Raw genomic sequence first — 19,140 nt, forward strand, 5'->3', positions numbered from 1 at the left:
GCAAGGGCAGCTTCGGCTACAACACTCGCGGCCAATCATTTGAACTCGTTCCCGGGTCGATCCTGATCGGCCATGCCGGTGACGAATATACTTGCACTCACGATCACGTTTGCGGCGACGAGTGCCTGTCATTCTTCCTCGGCCCCGAGCTGGTTGAGGCAATCGGCGGCGACGCCAAACTCTGGCAAATCGGCGCGGTGCCGCCGCTGCCGGAACTAATGGTAACGGCCGAGCTGGCGCAAGCCGCCGCTGATGGCCGCAGTGATGTCGGGCTCGATGAGCTCGGCATTCTCTTCGCCAGCCGATTGGTCGAGACCGTGTCAGGCCGGTCGCGCAAGCTCGGCGCCGCCAAGCAGCGGGATCGCCGGCGCGCCGTTGAAACGGCGCTCTGGATCGATGCCCATTCGCACCACGACATCAATCTCGAGCAGGCCGCCATGCGCGCCGATCTCAGTCCGTTCCATTTTCTTCGGCTGTTCTCGAGTGTGCTCGGCGTCACCCCTCATCAATATCTGGTGCGCTCGCGGCTTCGGCACGCGGCGCGTCTGCTGGCCGAGGGTGGGCGCTCGGTTACCGATGTCGCGTACGATGTCGGTTTCGGCGATCTCTCCAATTTCGTGCGCAGCTTCCATCGTGCCGCCGGGGTTTCGCCGCGCGCGTTCCGCACAGCCTCGCGCGGCATGCGCAAGATTTTCCAAGAACGCCTCGTGCTGCACTGAGTACGCTGATCTCCACCTGCGTGGCTTTCGCGCGGATCGAAATCGGAGATCATCATGTACGACCACATTGGACTGAAAGTCGGCAATCTCGACGCTAGCGTGCGCTTCTATACGGCGGCACTGGCGCCGCTCGGATATGTGTTGTGCTCGCGCGACAACAGCGGCGCGGGATTCGGGCCCAAGGATGCGCCGGCCCTGTGGCTTTATGCGGAGAAGCAACCGGCGAAGGCCGGCGCGCACATCGCGTTTCGCGCGGCCGATCACTCGGCAATCAAGCGGTTCCATGCTGACGGCCTGAAGGCCGGCGGCCGCGACAATGGCGGAGCAGGACCACGGCCAGATTATGGCCCGACCTATTTCGCCGCCTTCCTGCTCGACCCGGATGGCAACAACGTCGAAGCGGTGTGTACCTGAATCGACGGCGCACCCTCCTCTTCGGCAAGGAACGGGTTAGATGGCTTCCATTCACAAGGATGTTCGAATCGACGCGCCGCCGGATGATGTCTGGGCCGCGGTTCGCGATTTCGGTGCCGTGCACAAACGCCTGGCGCCGGGATTCGTCGTCGGTGCGCGTCTCGAAGATGATGCGCGCATTGTCACTTTCGCCAATGGCTCGGTGGCGCGGGAGTTGCTGGTCGACTGCGACGAGACCCGTCGTAGGCTGGTGTATGCCGCGATCAGCGAGCGCATCAAGCAGCACAGCGCCTCCGTGCAGGTGCTCCCCGATGGCCCCTCGCGCACGCAGCTGATGTGGATTGTCGACGTGCTGCCTCACGAGATCGCGCCCTACATTGAGGCGCAGATGGACAAGGCGGCGCTGGCAATGCAGGCGGCGTTGGCGCGACGCTCTTGACGTTGGCGCGCATGGAGATTGCACATCCTAGTCGAGCCAATGCTAATCCATGCCCGACAGTGCTGCACGAACCTTCGCCACCGCGACCGCCTTTGGCTCCCATCTGGTCAGGAAAACGCTGGCCGCGGAAAGCACCCCGAGCACCACCATCGAGGATGCGGCCAGTGTGAAAAAATTTCCTGAGCTGGCATCGTGCATCGACAACCACCAGCCGCCGCCCGCCACAAACAGCAATCGCGCGGTTTGCGCCAGCACCGGTCCCAAAACCTTTGCCGCACCTTGCGACGAGAAATACATCGAGATCGACAAGCCGATGAATGCGTACATGGGGGCCGCGATCGAAAGATACTGACGACTGGCGGCGCGCACGGCCGGATCTCGAGTGAAGATATCGACCCAGAGATCCGGAAAAACCGCGATCACGCTGGCGACGATGCCCACCGAAACGAAGGCAAGACAGCCAGCAACCAGTGCAATGCGCCGCGCCCGCGCTATGCGGTCGGCGCCGATCGCCATTCCTACCATCGGCACTGACGCGATCCCGACCGCAAACGCAATCGAGGTCAGCATGAATTCGAGCCGGGCGCCGATGCCGTAACCAGCGAGTATCTCGGTTCCGAACTGTGCCAGCATGTGCGTAAAAATGCTGATGGTGAGCACCGATTGCAGCGGCGAAAAGCAGGAGACCGCGCCGACCTTGAGGATGTCGACGAACATCGCCCATTGAATTTGAACCCCCTGGAGTTTCGGCATCACGCGGCCCCGCCCCGAAAACAAGTACCAGCCCATCACGGATATGCTGATCAGATAGGCGATCAGCGATCCGGAGGCGACGCCGCGCATGCCGAACCGCGGTATCGGCCCTAACCCGAGACCCAGCGTGCCGCCCAGAATGATCTGGCAGGCCGCGGAGGAAAGGATCATCAGTGAGGGCAGTTTCATGTTGCCGGTGCCGCGCAGAATTCCAGCAAATGTGTTCATCAGCCATGGCAGCACGGCGCCGCCGAAAAAGATCTGCACATATCCGATGGCGTAGGCCAGAACATTGCCCCGGCCGCCCAGCGATTCCAGCAGTTGCCGACCGAACACGAGCATCACCAGCATGAACGTTAATCCGAAGCAGATGCCGATCAGCAGCGCATGGGTGGCAAGCGTCGATGCGCGGTCGGTATCGCCGGCGCCAAGCGCCCGCGCGATCGCCGAGGCCACGCCGCCGCCCATTGCGCCGCCCGACATGGTCATGGTCAGGATCACGAACGGAAACACCAGGGCCATCGCCGCCAGCGATTCCACGCCGAGCCGCCCGATATAAGAGGTCTCCGCGATCACCACGCAGGTGCCTGCGCTGAGCGCAACCACGTTGGGCCATGCGAGCCATAGCAGGGTCCGCAGAATGGGCCCGTCAACCAGCACGTTCCGCGCCGGCGCCTCGATTGGCGGAAGCGGTTGCTCGTCCTCGTCTACGGGTATCTCGGCTATGCCGATATCGGACATTTATGCTTTCTAAAGCGCTTCGACGTGCAGACGGATGCGCGTCGACCAACGTGTCAACTCATGAAGACGCGCTGCCGTCGCGCCGCGGGCTTCCTAGCACGATCCGGCGCGATATCTTGTGCGTCAAGCGCATGGGGCGGCTGCGCATTTCATCCTCATCTGCGTTACATAACCGGAGCTTCGATCAGCCCACCGACCACACGAAGGGCGGCGTGCCGCCAGGACCAGCTCTCATGCTAACCGGAATGTGGCGACCGCAGCCGGCCGCAAGCCCCTCCAGCAATCCGTGCAACACACGCGCACACGCCGGAAGGTAATCGCTCACATTGGCCATCAGCCTCCAGGTTTGCTGCCTGATTTCGAAAACGCCGCCGGCCTCATCAGTGCCGACAACATCGTCCTGCGCTTCAAACAGCGCGCACAGGAACGCCGCGTATGACCTGGCCGCTCCTCGGCTCGCGGACAAGCCTTGCGCGATCTCGTCGAAATACTGCATCCCGATCAGCTTGCCGGTGAGGTGCAGAAGATGGCCACCGTCTTCCGGACCGAACAGTTGCACCATCACGGGCGCGGCAGTCCGCACATATTCCATGGCATAATTGCGATAGGCTTTCTCCAGTCGCGGCTTCGGCCAGCTTTCGACCGGCAATGCCGGCGCGGTGGCAGGATCAAACATCGGCGCTTCGAGATGACGCGCGAACACCAACCGTTGATCGACATCGATCGGGTGGTCGTATTCGCAGTAATAACCTTCCAGTCCGTCCTGACCGTCAACGCTTTGCTTGGTGCAGACGAAGCCGAGGTTGGGATTGCCAAGGCTGACCCCATTGTTGGAATGCCAGCCCCGCAGCATCGCGCGCGAAACTTCGCTGGGGATGCCGCAGATGGCGGTGCCGCGCCAAATCCAGCGCGGCGGCGGGTAACGGATCCACGCCTTGCGATCGGACTCGTACATGTATTCCACCGACACGCCGCCAATCCAGTTGGAAAGATAGTGGTATTGCGCGGCAGCGACTGCCGGCGGCAGATGATTCAAGCCAAGCTTCTCAAGGCCTGGGAGAAAACGTTCCTGCTGCTGGCGGCGAAATACCCGGAATACGAATTCGGCGGCATCAGCCGTTCCGCGCCGCGTTACGACGGACTGGATGAGGCCAGTGAAGTAAGCATGATATAGATCGGCGACAGCGCGCCACCGCCGCCATCGCGCTTCAGCTCCGCTCTCCTGCACTTCGCTCATCTTCTGTTTCGGACCATTTGCCTTCTTGCGTCAGTGCTTGTGGCGGGTAGTCAGCGACGCAATCCAATGCCGCACGGAGACTGAGCTCGCATCGTCGCGAGAGAGCCTACACCCGAAAGTGCTTGCTGAGCTTTAGCCCCTGCGCTTGATAATTCGACCCGATGCGCTGGCCGTACATGGCGTGAGGCCGCGCCAGCATTTTCTCATAGACTAACCGGCCGACGATCTGTCCGTGCTCGAGAATGAACGGCACCTCCCGCGAGCGCACTTCGAGCACGGCCCGCGAGCCTTGGCCGCCCGCGCCGGCGTAGCCGAACCCAGGATCGAAGAAACCGGCGTAGTGCACGCGGAATTCGCCGACCAGCGGATCGAACGGTACCATCTCGGCAGCATAGTCCGGCGGGATCTGGACCGCCTCCTTCGAGGCCAGGATATAAAATTCCCCGGGATCAAGAATGAGACTGCCATCCGGGCGCGCGGCAATAGCTTCCCAGAATTCATCGACCGCATAGCCGCCGCGCCGGTCGATATCGACCACACCGGTATGGCGTTTGGCGCGGTAGCCCACAAAGCCTTTGGTGTTCTTGCCTGAAAGATCGACGCTCAAGGCGACACCGTTGGCGAGGTCGGCCTTTTCGATATCGACCAGCCGTTCAAGAACGTGCAGCGCGTCGAGTTCACTAGACGTGAGGATAGCGTTGCCGGCGCGAAAGCGCACCTGCGATAACCGCGATCCCTCCCGCAGCAGCACCGGAAATGTCTTGGGGCTGATCTCAGCATAGAGCGGCCCGTGATAACCCGCGCCGATCATGTCGAAGCGCCGCGTGCCATCGGCAATCACGCGGGTGAACACGTCAAGCCGCCCAGTCGAACTTTTCGGATTTGCGGCGGCGACGATCTCCGCCGGCAGTGCGAGACTTTCAAGCAGGGGCACGATGTAAACGCAATTCGTCTCCAGCACCGCTCCATCGCTCAGATTGATTTCGTGCAGCTTCAATTCGTCGATGCGTTCCGCCACCGTCGCACCCGGCCCCGGCAAAAAGCTGGCACGCACCCGGTAGGCGATGTCGCCGAGACGCAAATCGAGGCTAGCCGGCTGAATCTGACTTTCGACGAAAGGATAGGTCGGCAGAATAAGGCCGGCATCCGCCATCGCCGCGATCATGCGGTCGGGCAGAATGCCATGGGCATCGGGTTGTAGCGTGAACGACACGATTGGGTTCCCGGGACGACCTTCGTCATAGTCGTCCAGACACTGGAAATGCTGAGTTTTAACCGGTTATCCGATGGCCGTCTTGACGGAAAGGGCGACAGGGAATATCAGCATCACTTATCCCGTGGTGATTTGAGCCGGCCGGCTTGCAGCCACGTAAAATAAGTCGCTAAACAGGCCGGGGACAGTGTGATCCCGGCCTGTGGAATTTTTCCAGGCCGGTTTTTTGTGACCTTTTTCGATGGTCACGTTGGAGGTCACATGGCTGTTTCAACTTCGTCCACCTCGACGACCGCACATTACCGCCCGGAAACGCGGCTGGTCCATTCCGGCAGCTTGCGCTCGCAATTCGCCGAAACATCCGAGGCCCTGTTTCTGACGCAAGGCTTTGTCTACGACAGCGCCGAACAGTGCGAGGCGCGCTTCAAGGGCGAAGACCCCGGCTTTCTCTATTCGCGCTTCTCCAACCCCAACGTCACGATGTTCGAACGGCGCATGATCGAGCTTGAAGGCGCGGAGGCCGCGCGCGCGACAGCGACCGGCATGGCGGCGGTGACGACCGCGATCCTCGCGCCGCTCAGAGCAGGCGATCATGTCGTAGCGGCCAAGGCGATGTTCGGCTCGTGCCGCTATGTGGTGGAAGATCTGCTGCCGCGATACGGCATCTCCTCTACTCTCGTCGATGGCCTCGATATCGATCAGTGGAAGCAGGCGATGCGGCCGAACACCAGGACCTGCTTCCTTGAGAGCCCAACCAATCCGACCCTCGACGTGCTCGATATCGGCGCGATTGCCGAGATCGCGCATGCGGGCGGCGCTCGACTGATCGTGGACAACGTGTTTGCGACTCCGATCTGGCAAAGCCCGCTGCAGCTTGGCGCTGACGTCGTGGTGTATTCGGCGACCAAGCATATCGACGGCCAGGGCCGCTGCCTTGGAGGAATTATTCTGGCCTCGGAAGCATTCATCGCCGAGCACATTCATACTTTTGTGCGCCAGACCGGCCCATCGATGTCGCCGTTCAACGCCTGGATTTTGCTGAAGGGGTTGGAGACGCTGGCGGTGCGTGTCCGGGCGCAAACCGAAACGGCCGCGGCGATCGCGGAAGCGCTCGCCCGACATCCGAAAATCGCTCGACTGATTTATCCGGGGAGGGCCGATCATCCGCAGGCCGCACTGGCGAAAAAGCAGATGCGCGCTGGCTCGACGCTTGTCGGGTTCGAGGTCAAGGGCGGCAAGCCCGCGGCATTCCGCGCCCTCAACGCGTTGAAGCTGGCGCGGATTTCGAACAATCTCGGCGATGCCAAGAGTCTCGTCACCCATCCGGCGACCACCACGCATCAGCGTCTGTCGCCTCAGGCGCGGGCCGAACTCGGGATCAGCGAAGGCTTCATCAGATTTTCGGCCGGGCTCGAGCATCGCGACGATCTGATCGAAGACTTGCAACGGGCGCTGGAGAAGGCGTGAAGCTGCGCATAAATGCGTAGCGCGAACCGCTGCGCGTCATCAGCCGATCAAGCTCACATCGGCCGATAGGCTTGCACCTTGGCCGGCAAGTTGACGCCGAGCTTGATCTGACCGACCGACTTGATGATGTCGTCACCGAGCAGCTGAGCGAAACAGGCGTAGCCCCAATCGTTCATATGCAGCCCGTCGGCGATGACGAAATTGTCGATCGGGATCGCCTGCTTCTCGTGCCAATCGCGCATGATCTGGAATCGCGGGAAGATGCCGACGTGGCGGAGTTCGGCCACCCTGCCGAGCAGCTTGACCATTTTGTTTGCGCTTTCGGCCCGCTCATTCACTCTCGGCGAGTACTGCGGATCGACCAGCACGAGATCGGCGCCCGCGGCCTGGATGCGCTTGATCCCATCCTCCACCTGCTTGGCGGTCTCATCGGGATCTATGTTGCGCAGCACGGCATTGGTGCCGACCTGCCAGATCACCAGATCCGGCTTCATATCAATCACTTCGATCTGCAGCCGTTTCATCATTTCGGCGGCATCCTCGCCGCCCTTGCCGCGATTGACTACGCTGATCTCAACGCCAGGATATTGACGCCGTAATTGCCCGGCCAAGCGGTTGGGATAGGTAAACTCCGGTGAGGTGGTACCGTAACCTGCGGTCGAGGAGGAGCCGAACGCGATGATCTCCACAGGCTGGCCCGAAGCCAGCTTGCTTGCGACGTGCGGCAGTGAGCCCATCGCCCTGGCGCCGCCCTTCGGCGGCGAGCAAGGAACACGGCTAAAAATGTCGCTGGCCGATTTCGCAACCTGCTTCACTTTGTCAATCGTTTTGGCGGTGAGGCTCTTCTGATCGACGGACGCAAGAGTGCCGGTGCCGGTGGTCTGGGGCGCCTCGCGCTTGGCGCTATCAGGAGGCTTGATGCTCTCGGAAGCTATGGGCTGATCGGATTTTGCGAATTCCGAAATGGCGCTTTGCGCGTGCAAGGGAAGTACCGAGATCCACGTAAAGAACGCAAGCGTGGTGATCGCCGCTCCGGCCAGCGCTGTCGTTCGGCAAAAAGGGCGTAGAAAACTCATTAACGCTGGATCCTCAATTCTGCTGAGCCGGTCCGAGATGAGCGGCGTCGATGACAAATGCCGACAGCGCGCGGCCGAGGCAATCGTGGACACGCTTGGCAAGCTCGACACCATGGACCGCACTAAACAGATCGAAGTCTCCGGCATCACTCCACTGATGCATAATGGCGAAACGGTCGAACAATGGCACGTCATACTTTTGCGCTACAACCCGCATGCTATCGAGATAAGGTGGAACTGAAACCATCGTTTCCGTACGTGGACTGTATTGCGGATTCATCAAAATCAATTCGGCTCCAGCATTTTGCAGCGCAACAACGCCTTCATCCAGCGCAGCGCGAAATTCATCGGGATCGATCGATCGCATGGCGTCAACGGTGCCGGTCTGCCAGACCACCAGCGTAGGCTTTTTATCTTCCATCAGCTTAACGAAGCTGCCGACAGTCTCCTCGGCGGTTTTCTTGACCTGTATATCTACCGACACGTTAACCTCAACGGCCGGTAGCTTCTCCCGGAGTGCGGCCTGGAAACGGGCCGGATAGGCGCTCGCTTCCGATCCGTTGATGGTCGAGGACCGGCTGCCGATCACGAGGATATCGAGATGCCCGCTCTTTACCTTTTCGGCGACCTTGGGCAGTGCGCTTTCGGTCGTCAGCAGATAGGCCGGAAGATCACAGCTCTGGACGGTATTATCGTCCGCACGCAGGGGCGCACCTGCAGCCAGGTATAAAGCACCCGACAACACTCCCAGCCCCAGCATGGCCCATGCCCTGGACTTCATCAGCCTCCTCCCGCCAAATCCGCGTTGCCGCCGGCGCTTTTTTTCGACGCGCTCTTATCGGCCACGTGCTTGTACCACGAAATCACCCAAGCCACGGCCCACATGATTAAGATCCCGGAAATACTGATGATAAAATGCATCACCGGGCCGCCCGAAACCTCGGCCAGTACGAAATGTCCGGCGAACGCCAAGAACACTCCAAGGCAGAAAATCTCCAACGAATGTTGCCCGCACAGGATCAGGGGTCGCAGCCAGGGCGATTTCAATCCGGGCCATTCCTTTGGCAGGAAGCGCACGGTAAGCGCCGCCAACGCGAGGAAATGCGCGAATCTCAGGACGTCGAGATCGGTCTTGTCGATCGGATACATCCATTGTTCGATGCGGCGCGGCATCAGATGGCCCAGTTGCGGCACATACCAGGTGAGCGTGACGCAGAACGCCGCGAACAGATAAGCGAATGAGATCCAGAGCGTGACGCGGGAGGACAGAATCCGGGACATTCGTTGCGCGCCGCCCAGCGCACACCAGGCGCCAAACACGAACAGCAACTGCCAGGCGAGCGGGTTGAAAGCCCAGTAGCCGTTCGGATATGCCGACAGGTACCAATCGTAATGCCAGGTCAGCGCATAGAGCGCGACCGAAAGCGCCAGCGTTACGTCCGTCTTCCACTTCATCAACCACAGGATCAGCGGGAGAAAAAGCATCAGCATTATATAGAGCGGCAACACGTCCATGTTGACGGGACGGAATCTCAGCAGCAGCGCCTGCACGATGGTGACGTCCGGCTGCTTGAGGAAATCCATGATTCCCATTTCTTCCGTGTACAGCGGGTTCTCGAATCTGGTGGCGACGTAGGAGATTTCCGCCAGGAAGATCGTGAACAGGAAAACGTGGGCGACATAAATCTGCCAGACGCGCCGCAAAATGCGCGCCGTCGCCACAACGAAACCGGACTCGATCATGGCGCGGCCGTAAACGAAGGCTGCGGTATAGCCGGAGATAAAGATGAAGATCTCGGTAGCGTCGCTGAACCCGTAATTACGGATCGTGAGCCAGGTCAGCAGGTTCTGCGGCAGATGGTCGATGAAGATCAGCCACAACGCCAGCCCGCGAAACAGATCCAGCCGCAGTTCGCGCTCGCCCGTTGCCGGAAACGATATCAGCGGCTTTGCCTTATCCGATACGGCTGTCACATCGGGTACAATAGCGTCCGCCGCGCCCGCGAGCGGCGGTCCGGCAATTCGATCGGCAATGGAAGTCATCTGGCACCGCTCTTTGTCAGGTCTCGTCGACAAACTCGTGGACAGCTCTGCTGGGATAACACGCGCGGCGTATATTCTTTTCGCAAAGATAGTATCGCTGGACCCGCCGCAAGCAAGCGCGGCCAGGATTTTGGCGCCGCAAGTGGCGCTGTAGGTTGGAACTGTGTTGAAACAGGGATGACAGCATTGCACCCATTCTATCGCGCCGCCGATTGGTTCCGAATAATTTTCTGGTTATGATCGGCCGTGAATTGAAAGAACTTGCCGCCATGTACCGCGCCATTACCCGCCAGATCGAAGTTACCGTCGAACCGAACTTCCTTCCTGAGCGCTCGTCCATCGAAAAATGCCAGTATTTCTGGTCCTACACCATCGCGATCACCAACACCGGCGATGAGACCGTGCAACTGCGGACGCGTCATTGGATTATTACGGATGCTTCGGGACGCCGGCAGGAAGTCCGCGGCGATGGCGTAGTCGGCGAGCAGCCCGTGCTCGCGCCTGGCCAGCGCTTCGAATACACCAGTGGCGTGCCGCTGCAGACGGCATCTGGCTTCATGACCGGCCGCTATCAGATGGAGAGCGAGAGCGGCGAACGCTTCGAGATCGAAGTGCCCACGTTTTCGCTCGACAGCCCGGAACACAAGCGCACGCTGAATTAGCGTGAGGCATTGGAGCTGGCTGCCGTTCTTCTTCCTTTCGTGAGGGTCGAGACACGAGCGAAGCTCGCTCTTTGTTATCCCTCCCACTTTTGTGGGGAGGGTGGCACATCGTGAGCGGCGCGAACGATGTGACGGGTGGGGGCTGCTTCTGCGGTATCAGCGAAGTTGGTTCGGTGCCTACCCCCACGCGGCGCTTCGCGCCACCCCAGAGCGAGCTTTGCTCGTCTCGACCCCGCAAGTGGGAGTGATAAGTAAGAGGCGAACTCCGCTGCCTCTTTATCCCTCCCCTTCTTTTATGGGGAGGGTGGCGCGAAGCGCCGGGTGGGGCTACGTGATACACACGAACAGCGCCCCACCCTGCACATGGTTCGCTCCGCTCACGATCTGCTTTCCCTCCCCACAAGTGGTAGGGATAGGAACGAGCAGCCGCGCTCAATTCCAAATTTTCAAACAGCCAGACAACCCACACCTTCGCGATCTCGCCGCGTGATCCGCGCGAGTTTCGTTTGGCCTGAAGCGCACCTGAAACATCAGAGGGCGCAGGGAATGCCGGGCGCTCGATGCGCCCGCAGCCTCGCATGCAAAATAAAAAAGCATACGAGTGTAGTCACCACGGTCACGCCGGATACACCCGGCATTCCCCGCGCAATGGTGTTAACGGTTTCCTTCGTGCTCTTCCCGGTGATCGGGCTTGGTTGTCACCGTCGCCTGCGGAATGACCCCCGCAAGCTTGACGCCAGCGTCGAGGCGTCAGAACCACACGACTTCGCCGTCCGCCTCACGCGCTGTTCGTCCGCAGCACATCAGCGTCCATCGCATCCCGCACCACGTTTCGTGACGTTGTGCAACGCCCCTCGTCTGGAGCAGGACCAAATCGCTCTATTCCTGCGTCTAGGCTAGCGTCAAGCGAAAACTTCGGGAATTCCGAAATCGGATTCCAAAAACGACGCGATCGACTCGACGCCTCACTGCGGCAGCCCTATTCGACGCCCGCTTCGTGGGGTGTGAATTGATAGACCGAACTGCAAAACTCGCAGGTCACGACTACCTTGCCGTCCTTCACCATCTCGGCGCGATCCTTGGGCGCGAAGCTTTTAAGCATCGCAGATACCGCCTCGCGCGAGCATGAACATTGGGCATGCAGCGCCAACGGACGAAACACGCGGACGCCGCGCTCATGAAAAAGCCGGTACAACAGCCGCTCGCCCGAAAGATCCGGATCGATCAATTCGATGTCCTCGACCGTCGAGATCAGCGACTGGCCTTCGACCCACGCATCGTCTTCGGCAACGGTATGGGTGAGACTGCCTTCCGGCGCGTCTCCGGGATGCAGATCGGCTCGGCGGGCGCGCTCCGCCGCCTGCGGCAAAAACTGCAGCAGCATTCCGCCGGCGCGCCAGCGATGTTTCGGACCCGCGCCGCCGCGCCATTCCTCCCCTACCGCAATCCGCACGCGCGTCGGTATCTGTTCGGAGCGCAGGAAATATTCATGCGCCGCATCTTCGAGGTTACCACCCTCGAGCGCCACCAATCCCTGATACCGGCTCATGTCCGCGCCCTGGTCGATCGTCATGGCGAGATGGCCTTTGCCCAACAGCGCGCCGGAATCCTGACCGTCTTTAAGCCGCTTCGCATCGAAGCGCGCATAGGCACGCAGTCGGTCCGGCGCCTGGAAATCCACGATCAGAAACGAAACGGGACCGTCGGTCTGGGTTTGCAGAATGAAGCGGCCGTCAAACTTCAAGGACGAGCCGAGCAAGGTCGTCAGCACCACCGCTTCGCCGAGCAGCTTGCCGACCGGAGCCGGGTAATCGTGCTTGGCTAATAGATCGTCGAGCGCGGGGCCGAGCCGCGTCAAGCGACCGCGCAGATCCAGCGCATCGACCTCAAATGGCAACACCGCATCATCGACAGGAACCGCCGAAGGCGCCCGGGTCGGAGTTCCACGCGTTTTAATGTCGGGAGATTCTGAAGTCATGACAGCTATCTGGGTAAGCGGGCGAAAAATCGAAAGCCCGCGCGCGCGAGATAATCCCGCTTCATTGTTCGCCTCGGCGTTTTTGCCGGGTCAATATTGTGAATATTCAGTTCAGCCGCGCCGTTCTAGCTCGCCGTTTCGAAACACCACGCCAGAATGCCTTTTTGCACGTGCAGCCGATTTTCGGCTTCATCGAAGACCACCGATTGCGGACCATCGATCACCTCGTCTGTGACCTCGTCGCCCCGATGGGCGGGAAGGCAATGCATGAATAATGCATCCGGTTTCGCCAACGACATCAGCCTGGCGTTCACTTGATAGGGCTTGAGCAAATTGTGACGGTATTCGCCATCCTTGTCGCCCATCGAGAACCAGGTATCGGTGACAACACAATCGACATCGCGCACCGCAGCCTCCGGGTCATTGCCAAGCAAGATCGGTGCTTGCGTCGCCTTGATCCATTCCCGCATCGCCTTGTTTGGCGCGAGCTGGGGCGGGGTCGCGACTTTCAACTTGAACTTGAACCGCTCCGCGGCATGAGCCCATGAGGCCAGCACGTTATTGTCATCACCCGTCCAAGCCACCGTGCAGCCCTCGATTGGACCACGATGCTCTTCAAAGGTCATCAGGTCTGCCATGACCTGGCATGGATGCGAGCGCCGCGTCAGTCCGTTGATGACGGGAACGGTCGCATGCGCGGCCAGTTCGAGCAGCGCATCGTGGTTGAGGATGCGGATCATGATGGCATCGACATAACGGGACAGCACGCGCGCGGTGTCGGCGATCGTCTCGCCGCGCCCGAGCTGCATTTCCGTGCCCGTCAACATAATCGATTCACCGCCGAGCTGGCGCATCCCGACATCGAACGAGACGCGGGTGCGGGTCGAAGGCTTCTCAAAAATCATCGCCAGCGTCTTGCCCTCGAGCGGCCTGTCCGCCTTCTGGTGGCTTTTAAGCTTCGCCTTCATGGCGACGCTGGCAGCGAGCATATTGCGCAGCTCCTTGGTCGGCAGCTCGCTCAGATCAAGAAAATGGCGAAGGACCTTGCTCATTGTCCCGCCGCCCGCTTCAACTGGCCGCCGGAAAGCGCGACGCATGCACGTTCGAGGCGCGACACGGACTCCTCGATCTCGGCCTCGGTCACAATCAGCGGCGGCAACAGGCGAACCACGTTCTCACCGGCGCCGACCGAGAGCAGCTTCTGTTCGCGCAGCGCCGCGACCAGGTCGCCGGACGGCACAACCGCCTTCACGCCAATCAGGAGCCCCTCACCCCGCACCTCGGCAAGCACGCTTGGGTGACGGTCGATTACCGACGCCAGCTTTTGTTTGAGCAGCAGCGACATTCGCTGCACGTGCTCGAAAAACCCGGGCTTCAGCATCACATCCAGGACAGCATTGGCGGCGCTGATCGCCAGAGGATTGCCGCCGAAGGTGGAACCATGCGAGCCCGGCGTCATCCCGACCGCCGCCTCGGTGGTCGCCAGACATGCGCCAATGGGAAAACCGCCGCCAAGCGCCTTTGCCAGCGTCATCACATCCGGCGTCACGCCGAGACGTTTATAGGCGAACAGTTCGCCGGTGCGACCCATGCCGGTCTGCACCTCATCGAATACCAACAGCAAGCCTTTCTCATCGCAAAGCTGCCGCAGCGCCCGAAAGAAGGCCGGCGGTGCGGCACGCACGCCGCCTTCCCCTTGCAGTGGCTCGATCAGAATGCCGGCAGTCGCGGGGCCGATCGCTTTCTTCACAGCCTCGAGGTCGCCGAGCGTCACCTGGTCGAAGCCATCCGCCGGCGGCCCAAAACCCTCGAGATATTTCGGCGATCCGGTCGCCGCCAGCGTCGCCAGCGTGCGTCCGTGAAACGCTCCGTCGAACGTGATGAGGCGATAGCGCTCTGGGCGGCCTTTGGCGGCGTGATATTTGCGGGTGATCTTGATCGCGCATTCCACCGCTTCGGCGCCTGAATTGGCAAAGAACACAAAGTCCGCGAAGCTTTGTTCGCACAGGCGCGCCGCCAGCCGCTCTCCGTCGGGGCTTTTGAACAAGTTCGACATGTGCCACAGCTTTGTCGCCTGCTCCTGCAGCGCCGCTACCAGATGCGGATGACAATGACCGAGCGCATTCACCGCCACTCCGCTGGTGAAATCGAGATACCGCTCGCCATCGGTCGACGTCAGCCACGCACCCTCGCCGCGCTCGAAGCCGAGATCGACCCTGGCGAATACGGGAAGCAGATGCGGCGGCGCGCTCTTGGTCATGGTGATCACTGAAGGTTAGGTCCGGTCGTGATACGCGCATTGACGCGATCGCATCGGCGGCCAGTCCCGGAAAACAAAACGTGCCGCCTTTTCGGGGCGGCACGTGGCAAGCATTCTATGCGCGCGGCGATAAGTGTCAACCGGTTCTGGAGCGCGACAACGCCGCAAATGGGCTCTCAAATTGCGTTGCGACGCGCTGGTGACGGAACATGTGGACGCACTCGCGCGAAGTCTTGCGCCGGAGTCACGCCATATTGTAGCCTTCAAATCGTCGGGTACGACATCTCGTGCGGTAGTATTTGATCCCTTAGTCGCAACTGTTCGGCGTAAACGTCCGGGCGCGCTTTCCGCGCTCGGCGAGGACTAAAGGATTCTGCCCGCAGGGATTTTTAGAGCTTTGGCATCGCAGCGCCGCCCCATGATCGGCCGGCGCGACGCGAAGGAAAGAATGCGATGACGGTATTGACCTGGTCTGACGATCGCGTCGAACAACTCAAGAAACTCTGGGAAGCCGGACTTTCGGCCAGCCAGATTGCCGCGGAACTTGGAAATGTGACGCGCAACGCCGTCATCGGCAAAGTGCATCGGCTGGGCCTTTCCGGCCGCGCCAAGAGTCCCTCATCGGCAGCGCCGCGCCAGCGCAAGGCACGGCCGGCCCAGCACATGATGCGGGTGGCACGCCCGGTCTCGCGCGGCAACACCGCGCTCGCGCATGCTTTCGAGGTCGAAGTAGAGACGGACCCGGTCGCCTTTGACAATGTGGTGCCGATGAGCCAGCGGGTCTCGCTGCTTGAACTCAATGATGCCACCTGTCACTGGCCGATCGGTGATCCCGCGAGTTCAGAATTTTTCTTCTGCGGCGGCAAGGCGCTGGCCAGCCTGCCTTACTGCGCGCATCACTCGCGCATCGCCTATCAGCCAGCCAGCGACCGGCGCCGTCAGCCGCCGAAGCAGACGCGTTAAGCCAACGACCCTATCCCGCCGCCCTGGCAAAGCGATCGTCGAGCGCGTAGCCGGCTCCGCGCACGGTGCGGATCGGATCGGCTTCGCGGCCGAGATTGAGCAGCTTGCGCAGACGGCCGATATGCACGTCGACGGTGCGCTCGTCGATGTAGATGTCGCGCCCCCACACGCTGTCGAGCAATTGCTCGCGGCTGAACACCCGACCGGGATGCTCCAGAAAGAATTCCAGCAACCGGTACTCGGTCGGGCCAAGTTCGATCGGCCGGCCTGCGCGGGCGACGCGGCGCTTCTCGCGATCGAGCTCGAGGTCGCCGAACGCCAGCACGCTCGCGATTCTTTCGGGGCTCGTTCGGCGCAACAGGCCTTTTACCCGCGCCAGCAGTTCCGGCACTGAGAACGGCTTGACGATGTAATCGTCCGCGCCGGTAGCAAGACCCCTGACGCGTTCGCTTTCCTCACCGCGCGCGGTAAGCATGATGATGGGCAGTGCCATGGTCTCCGGCCGCGCCCGCAATCGTCGGCACAGCTCGATGCCGGACAGCCCGGGCAGCATCCAGTCGAGCACGACAAGGTCCGGGACGCGCTCCTTTAACCTGGTATCGGCCTCATCGCCGCGCCCGACCGTCTCGACCTCGTAACCTTCGGCATCGAGATTGTAGCGCAAAAGCGTGGTCAGCGCCTCCTCGTCTTCCACGACCAGAATGCGCGCGCTCATGGTGTCAAGCCTTGCGTTGTGTTCGGTTTCGACGCCAACCCAGCGGTCTCCACTTCACTGCACATCTTAGCTTCGAGACGCGCTGCTGGCGAAGCTGGTCATGTCCCCCTTGGGGCGCTTCTCAAGAATCTGCTGGCCTTCAATCATGTAGAAGACGGTTTCCGCGATATTGGTGGCGTGATCGCCGATACGTTCGATGTTCTTGGCGCAGAACATCAGGTGGATGCAGAAACTGATATTGCGCGGATCTTCCAGCATATAGGTGAGGAGTTCGCGGAACAGCGATGTACAGATCGCATCGACCTCCTCGTCGCCTTTCCAGACCGCGATCGCCGACGGCAGGTCATGCGCGGCGTAGGCGTCGAGCACGGCTTTGACTTGCGACTGCACCAGATCAGTCATGTGCTCAAGGCCGCGGATCAGCTTCAGCGGCTGAAAATCGCTCTCCAGCGCGGCGACCCGCTTGCCCATGTTCTTGGCGAGATCGCCGATGCGTTCGAGATCCGTGGCAACCCGCATCGCGCCCACGATTTCGCGCAGGTCCACCGCCATCGGCTGGCGCCGGGCGATGGTCAGCACCGCGCGCTCTTCAATCACGTGCTGCAGCTTGTCGATTTCGATATCGGCGGCGACAACGCGCTGACCGAGCGTGACGTCGCGGCGTATCAGCGCATCGACGGACTCGACGATCATCCGTTCGGCCAGGCCGCCCATTTCGGCGACCAGCCTCGTAAGCTCCTGCAGGTCACTGTCGAACGCCTTTGCGGTGTGTTCGGAACCCATGGTTTGTTCTCCCTTACCCGAACCTGCCGGTGATGTAGTCCTGGGTGCGTCGATCGGTCGGCGAGGTGAACATCTTGTCTGTCTCATCGAATTCGATCAGCTCACCAAGGTACATGAAGGCGGTCTTGTCGGAGACCCTCGCGGCCTGCTGCATGTTGTGGGTGACGATCGCGATGGTGTAGTCCTCCGCCAGTTGTTGAATCAATTCCTCGATCTTGGCCGTCGAAATGGGATCGAGCGCGGAGCATGGCTCGTCGAGCAGAATGACCTCCGGTCGTACCGCAACCGTGCGCGCAATGCAGAGGCGCTGCTGCTGGCCGCCCGACAGACTAAGGCCGCTGGCACTGAGCTTGTCCTTGACCTCGTTCCAGAGCGCGCCGCCGCGCAGTGCCTTTTCCACCCGGCTGTCCATCTCGGATTTGGAAATCTTCTCGTACAGCCGGATGCCGAACGCGATATTGTCGTAGATCGTCATCGGAAACGGGGTCGGCTTCTGGAACACCATGCCGACACGGGCGCGCAGCAGGTTGACGTCGAGCCTGGGGTCGAGAATGTCGGTCTGATCGAGCATAACGCGGCCGGTCGCCCGCTGCCCGGGATAAAGGTCGTACATCCGGTTGAAAATGCGCAGCAGTGTCGATTTTCCGCAGCCAGACGGTCCGATGAATGCGGTGACGCGATGGGTCCCCAGCGCGACGTTGACGTTCTTCAGCGCATGGTGCTCGCCATAATAGAAATTCAGCCCGCGCGCGGTGACCTTTGCCGGCGCTTCCGGCAGCGTCACCGAACCCATGTGAGCGCCGGGATGGCTGATGGACACGGAAGCATCAGTCATTTTGCGTTCCTCTCGGCGGCAAGGATGCGCGCGCCGATATTGAGCGCGAGCACCGTCAGAGTGATGAGCAAGGCCCCGCTCCAGGCAAGCTGCTTCCAGTAGGCGTAAGGGCTTTGCACGAAATTATTGATGGTCACCGGCAGGTTGGCCATGGTCTTGGTGAGATCGAGACTGAAGAACTGGTTGCTCAACGCGGTGAACAGCAGTGGCGCTGTTTCGCCGGCGATCCGTGCGGTCGCCAGCAGGATGCCGGTAATCAGGCCCGAGCGCGCCGCCCGATACGCAACTCGCCTGATCACGAGCGAGCGCGGCAAGCCGAGCGCGGATGCCGCTTCGCGCAATGGATTTGGCACCAGCAGCAGCATGTCTTCGGTGGTGCGGACCACGACCGGGATGACGATCACAGCGAGTGCCAGCGCGCCGGCAAGTGCCGAGAATCCGCGCATCGGCACCACGACGACGCCATAGATAAAGAGTCCAATAATGATCGATGGCGCGCTCAGCAGGATGTCGTTGATGAAGCGTATCACCGAAGTCAAACGATCGTGCCTGCCGTATTCGGCAAGGTAAGTGCCGGCGAACAGCCCAAGCGGCGCGCCGATGCCGACGCCGATCACCGTCATGATGATGGAGCCGGTTATGGCATTGAGCAGGCCGCCCTGGGTCGACCCCGGCGGCGGGGTGCTCTGCGTGAACATCTGCAGGCTGATGCCGGCCAGCCCATTGTAGAACAGCGTGAACAGGATCAACGCCAGCCAGGTGACGCCAAACAACGCACAAAACAAACAGAGCAGTCTCACGACCACGTCGTTGCGGCGGCGGGTTCTGTAAATCGGATTCAT

The 19,140-nt window shown here is 61.0% G+C and carries 19 protein-coding genes and 1 riboswitch; of the genes, 6 read left to right on the forward strand and 13 right to left on the reverse strand.

The annotated features are described in order from the left end of the window. From VJV58_RS18620 to VJV58_RS18630, 3 genes are all read left to right on the forward strand, one after another. Positions 1-719: AraC family transcriptional regulator (locus VJV58_RS18620; RefSeq protein ID WP_324138838.1), on the forward strand; the 719-nt coding region annotated here is incomplete at its 5' end. 54 nt (positions 720-773) lie between these two features. After that, complete coding sequence (locus VJV58_RS18625; protein WP_324138839.1) at positions 774-1,133, forward strand: VOC family protein; 360 nt, start codon at positions 774-776, stop codon at positions 1,131-1,133. Between the two features lie 40 nt (positions 1,134-1,173). Further along, complete coding sequence (locus VJV58_RS18630) at positions 1,174-1,572, forward strand: SRPBCC family protein (RefSeq protein WP_324138840.1); 399 nt, start codon at positions 1,174-1,176, stop codon at positions 1,570-1,572. A gap of 42 nt (positions 1,573-1,614) precedes the next feature. On the opposite strand, the gene VJV58_RS18635 is transcribed toward VJV58_RS18630, so the two are convergent. The 3 genes from VJV58_RS18635 to VJV58_RS18645 all read right to left on the reverse strand — a co-directional run bounded on the left by VJV58_RS18635 (position 1,615) and on the right by VJV58_RS18645 (position 5,516). Then, complete coding sequence (locus VJV58_RS18635; protein ID WP_324138841.1) at positions 1,615-3,066, reverse strand: MATE family efflux transporter; 1,452 nt, start codon at positions 3,064-3,066, stop codon at positions 1,615-1,617. Between the two features lie 184 nt (positions 3,067-3,250). Further along, on the reverse strand, positions 3,251-4,303 hold the full coding sequence (locus VJV58_RS18640) for a hypothetical protein (RefSeq protein ID WP_324138842.1): 1,053 nt from the start codon (positions 4,301-4,303) through the stop codon (positions 3,251-3,253). A gap of 106 nt (positions 4,304-4,409) precedes the next feature. Next, entirely contained in the window at positions 4,410-5,516 is a 1,107-nt protein-coding gene (locus tag VJV58_RS18645) for a 2'-deoxycytidine 5'-triphosphate deaminase (RefSeq protein WP_324138843.1), read from the reverse strand. Positions 5,517-5,630: 114 nt separating this feature from the next. Next, positions 5,631-5,710: riboswitch (SAM riboswitch) on the forward strand. A gap of 67 nt (positions 5,711-5,777) precedes the next feature. Here VJV58_RS18645 and VJV58_RS18650 point away from each other — a divergent pair. After that, complete coding sequence (locus VJV58_RS18650) at positions 5,778-6,983, forward strand: O-succinylhomoserine sulfhydrylase (protein ID WP_324138844.1); 1,206 nt, start codon at positions 5,778-5,780, stop codon at positions 6,981-6,983. A 53-nt stretch (positions 6,984-7,036) separates the two neighbouring features. Here VJV58_RS18650 and VJV58_RS18655 read toward each other — a convergent pair whose 3' ends face one another. From VJV58_RS18655 to VJV58_RS18665, 3 genes are read right to left on the reverse strand one after another with little or no spacing between them, the layout of a single operon-like run. Beyond that, positions 7,037-8,059: an SGNH/GDSL hydrolase family protein gene (locus VJV58_RS18655; protein ID WP_324138845.1), complete on the reverse strand. Its 1,023-nt coding sequence runs from the start codon at positions 8,057-8,059 to the stop codon at positions 7,037-7,039. A 13-nt stretch (positions 8,060-8,072) separates the two neighbouring features. Next, positions 8,073-8,840, reverse strand: coding sequence for an SGNH/GDSL hydrolase family protein (locus VJV58_RS18660; protein ID WP_324138846.1), 768 nt, complete (start codon positions 8,838-8,840; stop codon positions 8,073-8,075). Then, on the reverse strand, positions 8,840-10,102 hold the full coding sequence (locus tag VJV58_RS18665; RefSeq protein ID WP_324138847.1) for an OpgC domain-containing protein: 1,263 nt from the start codon (positions 10,100-10,102) through the stop codon (positions 8,840-8,842). Before VJV58_RS18665 ends, VJV58_RS18660 begins: the two co-directional genes overlap by 1 nt. 269 nt (positions 10,103-10,371) lie before the next feature. Between VJV58_RS18665 and apaG the strand changes: the two genes are divergently transcribed. After that, positions 10,372-10,764: a Co2+/Mg2+ efflux protein ApaG gene (gene apaG, locus VJV58_RS18670; protein WP_324138866.1), complete on the forward strand. Its 393-nt coding sequence runs from the start codon at positions 10,372-10,374 to the stop codon at positions 10,762-10,764. A gap of 979 nt (positions 10,765-11,743) precedes the next feature. Here the strand turns inward: apaG and VJV58_RS18675 are convergent. The 3 genes from VJV58_RS18675 to VJV58_RS18685 form a co-directional block, all read right to left on the reverse strand. Then, positions 11,744-12,742, reverse strand: a complete 999-nt coding sequence (locus tag VJV58_RS18675; RefSeq protein WP_324138848.1) for an Hsp33 family molecular chaperone — start codon at positions 12,740-12,742, stop codon at positions 11,744-11,746. A gap of 125 nt (positions 12,743-12,867) precedes the next feature. Further along, the gene (argF, locus tag VJV58_RS18680; protein ID WP_324138849.1) at positions 12,868-13,794 is read right to left on the reverse strand and encodes an ornithine carbamoyltransferase; all 927 of its coding nucleotides are present in this window, start codon (positions 13,792-13,794) and stop codon (positions 12,868-12,870) included. Next, positions 13,791-15,002, reverse strand: a complete 1,212-nt coding sequence (locus VJV58_RS18685; protein WP_324138850.1) for an aspartate aminotransferase family protein — start codon at positions 15,000-15,002, stop codon at positions 13,791-13,793. The genes argF and VJV58_RS18685 overlap by 4 nt, the downstream gene beginning before the upstream one ends. Before the next feature lie 453 nt (positions 15,003-15,455). Between VJV58_RS18685 and VJV58_RS18690 the strand changes: the two genes are divergently transcribed. After that, entirely contained in the window at positions 15,456-15,965 is a 510-nt protein-coding gene (locus VJV58_RS18690) for a GcrA family cell cycle regulator (RefSeq protein ID WP_324138851.1), read from the forward strand. A gap of 10 nt (positions 15,966-15,975) precedes the next feature. Here VJV58_RS18690 and phoB read toward each other — a convergent pair whose 3' ends face one another. The 4 genes from phoB to pstA form a co-directional block, all read right to left on the reverse strand. After that, positions 15,976-16,680, reverse strand: a complete 705-nt coding sequence (gene phoB / locus VJV58_RS18695) for a phosphate regulon transcriptional regulator PhoB (protein ID WP_324138852.1) — start codon at positions 16,678-16,680, stop codon at positions 15,976-15,978. 66 nt (positions 16,681-16,746) lie between these two features. Further along, entirely contained in the window at positions 16,747-17,463 is a 717-nt protein-coding gene (gene phoU / locus VJV58_RS18700; protein ID WP_324138853.1) for a phosphate signaling complex protein PhoU, read from the reverse strand. A 13-nt stretch (positions 17,464-17,476) separates the two neighbouring features. Next, on the reverse strand, positions 17,477-18,298 hold the full coding sequence (gene pstB, locus VJV58_RS18705) for a phosphate ABC transporter ATP-binding protein PstB (RefSeq protein WP_324138854.1): 822 nt from the start codon (positions 18,296-18,298) through the stop codon (positions 17,477-17,479). Then, complete coding sequence (gene pstA / locus VJV58_RS18710; protein WP_324138855.1) at positions 18,295-19,140, reverse strand: phosphate ABC transporter permease PstA; 846 nt, start codon at positions 19,138-19,140, stop codon at positions 18,295-18,297. The genes pstB and pstA overlap by 4 nt, the downstream gene beginning before the upstream one ends.

This window comes from Bradyrhizobium sp. (genome assembly GCF_035273305.1).
Classification (GTDB): domain Bacteria; phylum Pseudomonadota; class Alphaproteobacteria; order Rhizobiales; family Xanthobacteraceae; genus Bradyrhizobium.

Bases quoted from the DNA above. Each gene is read 5' to 3' on its own strand.
- pstB (WP_324138854.1), bottom strand. From the start codon at position 18,298: ATGACTGATGCTTCCGTGTCCATCAGCCATCCCGGCGCTCACATGGGT.
- VJV58_RS18650 (WP_324138844.1), top strand. From the start codon at position 5,778: ATGGCTGTTTCAACTTCGTCCACCTCGACGACCGCACATTACCGCCCG.
- phoB (WP_324138852.1), bottom strand. From the start codon at position 16,680: ATGAGCGCGCGCATTCTGGTCGTGGAAGACGAGGAGGCGCTGACCACG.
- VJV58_RS18630 (WP_324138840.1), top strand. From the start codon at position 1,174: ATGGCTTCCATTCACAAGGATGTTCGAATCGACGCGCCGCCGGATGAT.
- phoU (WP_324138853.1), bottom strand. From the start codon at position 17,463: ATGGGTTCCGAACACACCGCAAAGGCGTTCGACAGTGACCTGCAGGAG.
- VJV58_RS18665 (WP_324138847.1), bottom strand. From the start codon at position 10,102: ATGACTTCCATTGCCGATCGAATTGCCGGACCGCCGCTCGCGGGCGCG.
- pstA (WP_324138855.1), bottom strand. From the start codon at position 19,140: ATGAATCCGATTTACAGAACCCGCCGCCGCAACGACGTGGTCGTGAGA.
- VJV58_RS18635 (WP_324138841.1), bottom strand. From the start codon at position 3,066: ATGTCCGATATCGGCATAGCCGAGATACCCGTAGACGAGGACGAGCAA.
- VJV58_RS18685 (WP_324138850.1), bottom strand. From the start codon at position 15,002: ATGACCAAGAGCGCGCCGCCGCATCTGCTTCCCGTATTCGCCAGGGTC.
- VJV58_RS18675 (WP_324138848.1), bottom strand. From the start codon at position 12,742: ATGACTTCAGAATCTCCCGACATTAAAACGCGTGGAACTCCGACCCGG.
- VJV58_RS18655 (WP_324138845.1), bottom strand. From the start codon at position 8,059: ATGAGTTTTCTACGCCCTTTTTGCCGAACGACAGCGCTGGCCGGAGCG.
- apaG (WP_324138866.1), top strand. From the start codon at position 10,372: ATGTACCGCGCCATTACCCGCCAGATCGAAGTTACCGTCGAACCGAAC.
- VJV58_RS18640 (WP_324138842.1), bottom strand. From the start codon at position 4,303: ATGAGCGAAGTGCAGGAGAGCGGAGCTGAAGCGCGATGGCGGCGGTGG.
- VJV58_RS18690 (WP_324138851.1), top strand. From the start codon at position 15,456: ATGACGGTATTGACCTGGTCTGACGATCGCGTCGAACAACTCAAGAAA.
- VJV58_RS18660 (WP_324138846.1), bottom strand. From the start codon at position 8,840: ATGAAGTCCAGGGCATGGGCCATGCTGGGGCTGGGAGTGTTGTCGGGT.
- VJV58_RS18625 (WP_324138839.1), top strand. From the start codon at position 774: ATGTACGACCACATTGGACTGAAAGTCGGCAATCTCGACGCTAGCGTG.
- argF (WP_324138849.1), bottom strand. From the start codon at position 13,794: ATGAGCAAGGTCCTTCGCCATTTTCTTGATCTGAGCGAGCTGCCGACC.